Source organism: Pseudoalteromonas sp., from assembly GCF_041613455.1.
In the GTDB taxonomy this organism is placed as follows: domain Bacteria; phylum Pseudomonadota; class Gammaproteobacteria; order Enterobacterales; family Alteromonadaceae; genus Pseudoalteromonas.
Genome location: NZ_JBFJHD010000272.1, coordinates 1 through 3,444 on the forward strand (window position 1 = coordinate 1; position 3,444 = coordinate 3,444).

A 3,444-nucleotide genomic window follows, 5' to 3' on the forward strand; every position below is an offset into this window, starting at 1 on the left:
CAAAATATACGTTAATGAAAAAGACAACATCGTCGCCAGTAGTGATTTTGAATGGCAGCTCAATGCCAATTTAACTGTCAAAGTAGGCGCAAAATACCGCGATAAAGAGCGGATCGCCCGCTTTAGCGATGAGTTTTACGCATGGGATGAAGCTAACTATGGCGCTGCACCTAGCTTAAGTGACTTTGCTTTGGCAGATCAGCCTGGCCGCAATGATTATTTAAATGAATTAGCGATTGATTATCAAAGCCAGTTTTCGCAAGTCGCTGCCACCGATGATCTAGCCCAGTTTTGGAATACTAATAAAGACAAATTTGTACTTGATAAAAGTGCATCTGCATTAATTGAAAATGGCGCTGCATTAGGGCGCAACTTTGATGTTAACGAGCAGCATACCTCAGTGTATGCTATGGCAACCTATACTCTTAATAGCGACTGGGAAGTCCTCGGCGGTTTGCGTCTCACTCAAACCAATACTGCAGTGAATGGTTATACCTACCTTGCTGATGAAGACCGTGTTACCCCAAACCATGCTAAAAACGATTATCTATCGGTGCTACCGGCGCTACATATAACCTATCACCGCGACGCACAAACCAATTACCGCTTAGCATTAACCCGCTCGTTCTCACGCCCTGACTTTGGCTCACTAACACCGGGGGCAACTTATTTAGAAGCCGATAACGCGCTTGTTACCGGTAACCCTGAACTTGAACCCAGTTATGCAAATAATGTTGATTTTATGGTTGAGCATTTCTTTGAGCGTGTAGGTTTAGTGTCTGCGGGGCTGTTTTACAAAGACATTAGCGACCCTATTTTTCAAGGTAGCTCAATCGGTGAATTTGCCAATAACAGTGGTGTCACTATTGTTCGCCCTGAAAATGGCGACAGTGCGTGGCTTGCTGGTATTGAAATGGCCTTTAATCGTGATTTAGGCTTTATTGCCCCCGCACTTGATAACTTTGGAGTAATGGCCAATGCCACCTTGATGGACTCAGCCATGCGCATTCCCAATCGGGGCGATAAAGTAGCAATTCCTCGCCAGGCCGATCGCCTTTACAACTTCACCCTTTATTACGATAACAGCTTCTTTGCTGCGCGTATCGCAGCAAACTACAAAGGCGAGTACATCGAAGAGCACGGCAGTAACACGCAATCGGATAGCTATTATGGCGATAATATCAGTGTTGATTTCACGACGTCATATCAGCTTAACGTAAATGCATTAGTGTACCTTGAGTTAAACAACCTCACCAACGAGCCCCTTAAATACTATGTAGGCAATGAACGCCGCCCACTGCAAGTTGAGTATTACGGTGTGCGCGGCATGGTCGGTATTAACTACCAATTCTAACTTTTTTGCATTATGTGAGGCGCAAGCCACGCAAAGGAAAGACTATGTTTACGCAACCCCAATGGTTACAACGCGCACATGGCGTGGGATTTGTTTTATTTGCCGCCAGTGCTGCATTTATGACCTACTTTTGTATGTATGCATTTCGTAAGCCGTTTACTGCTAGCAGTTATACTGAGTTTGATATGCCAAGTTGGCAAGTGAGCTTTAAAATTGCGCTTATTCTTGCTCAAGTCTTTGGCTACTTATGTGCCAAATTTATTGGCGTTAAAGTGATTGCCGAAATGCGTCACCAACACCGTGGTTTAGCCATCATTGCTATGATTGCCGCGGCTGAATTATCGTTAATTTTATTTGCCATTACCCCCGTTGGGTTAAATGTAATATGGCTATTTTTTAATGGCTTATCACTGGGTATGATTTGGGGCATTGTATTTAGCTTTTTAGAAGGCAGACGGACCTCAGAAATACTCGGTGCCATTCTCAGTGTCACCTTTATTTTAGCATCGGGCTTAGTACGCAGTGTCGGTAAATGGCTAATAGACAATCTCAATGTGCCCGAACTGTGGATGCCTGCGGCAACCGGGGCACTCTTTTTACCCCTGTTGTTACTTAGTGTTAAATGCTTAACCTTAGTACCCGACCCCACACACGAAGATCAACAGGCCCGCCAACTTCGTTTGCCTATGGATGGCAAAGCCCGCTGGCAATTTTTTAAGCAGTACTGGTTTGGTATTAGCTGTTTGATCCTCAGTTTTTTATTGTTTACTGGCTTTCGTGACTTTCGCGATAATTTTGCCGCCGAAATATGGCAGGCACTGGGCTACGGTCAAGAGCCGGCTATCTTTGCCTATGCCGGTATTCGTATGGCCTTTATCGTACTAATAGCACTGGGTGCTATGGTGTTGGTAAAAAATAATAAAACCGCTTTTTATGTAAACCACGGCTTTATTTTGTTTGGCGCTTGCTTGTTCGTAGGCAGTACCTTTGCTTTTGAAAACCAATTACTTAACGCTAAAGTGTGGATGGTGCTGTTAGGAGCTGGCCTTTATATTAGCTACATTCCCTACAATTGCTTTTTATTTGATCGCATGATTTCAGCCGTGGGCTCAACCGCCAATGCCGGGTTTTTAATTTACTTAGCTGACTCTGCCGGTTATTTGGGCTCGGTCAGTATTTTACTCTATCGCACCTTTGTGATGCCAGAAATTAGCTGGCTAACGTTTTTTATTAACGCCAGCTACTGGGTTGGCTCTATCGCCGCATTACTGGTGCTGTGTTCATTGAGCTACTTTGTAATACGCTTAACCCCTTTCAAACACGTTCGCAGGCTAACCCCTGTCTCAACATCGACTATATAAGAGAAAAAATATGAAACATTTAGAAGCATTGATTTTAGACTGGGCCGGTACGGTCGTAGACCATGGCTCTGTTGCCCCAACTACTATTTTTGTGGAAGCGTTTAAAGCCGCCTTTGATTTTGATATTACGCTGGCGCAAGCGCGTATCCCTATGGGTATGGGTAAGTGGGATCACATTGCCACCCTAGGTAAATTAGAAGATATCGATATCCGCTGGCAAGCACAGTTTGGTAGCTCAATGACCAAGGAGCAAATTGATCATATTTACCATACCTTTATGCCACTGCAAAAAGCGAAAGTCGCAGAGCGTGCTATGCCTATTGCGGGCGTGCTGCCGGTAATAACACGTTTACAAGCACAAGGCATTAAAATTGGTAGCTGCTCAGGCTATCCTCGCCAAGTGATGGACATACTTGAAGTGGCAGCCGCTGAGTACGGTTATAAACCCGATCACAGTGTTGCCAGTGATGAACTAACGGCGGGGTCACGCCCAGGTCCCTGGATGGCACTGGAAAATGTGAATGCTTTAGCTATTCAACGCGTTGCTCACTGTGTAAAAGTTGACGATTCAGCGCCGGGCATTGCTGAAGGGTTAAATGCAGGCATGTGGACAGTCGGGGTGGCACTCAGTGGTAATGCGGTTGGTTTAACCGAGCAAGAGTGGGCAGCCTGCTCAACCGATGAGCAAGCCACCTTGACCCGTCAAGCGTATCAGCAATTACATCAAGC

General features: G+C 45.2%; 3 protein-coding genes. All 3 read left to right on the top strand.

Annotated elements, in window-relative coordinates; translation table 11 throughout:
* The coding region (locus ABYB02_RS15740; protein ID WP_372763341.1) for a TonB-dependent receptor domain-containing protein at window positions 1-1,354 on the top strand (1,354 nt) is incomplete at its 5' end.
* Between the two features lie 44 nt (window positions 1,355-1,398).
* Window positions 1,399-2,715: a DUF5690 family protein gene (locus ABYB02_RS15745; RefSeq protein ID WP_372763342.1), complete on the top strand. Its 1,317-nt coding sequence runs from the start codon at window positions 1,399-1,401 to the stop codon at window positions 2,713-2,715.
* 10 nt (window positions 2,716-2,725) lie between these two features.
* Window positions 2,726-3,444 (top strand): phosphonoacetaldehyde hydrolase (gene phnX, locus ABYB02_RS15750; RefSeq protein ID WP_372763343.1); only part of this gene is annotated, 719 nt, incomplete at its 3' end.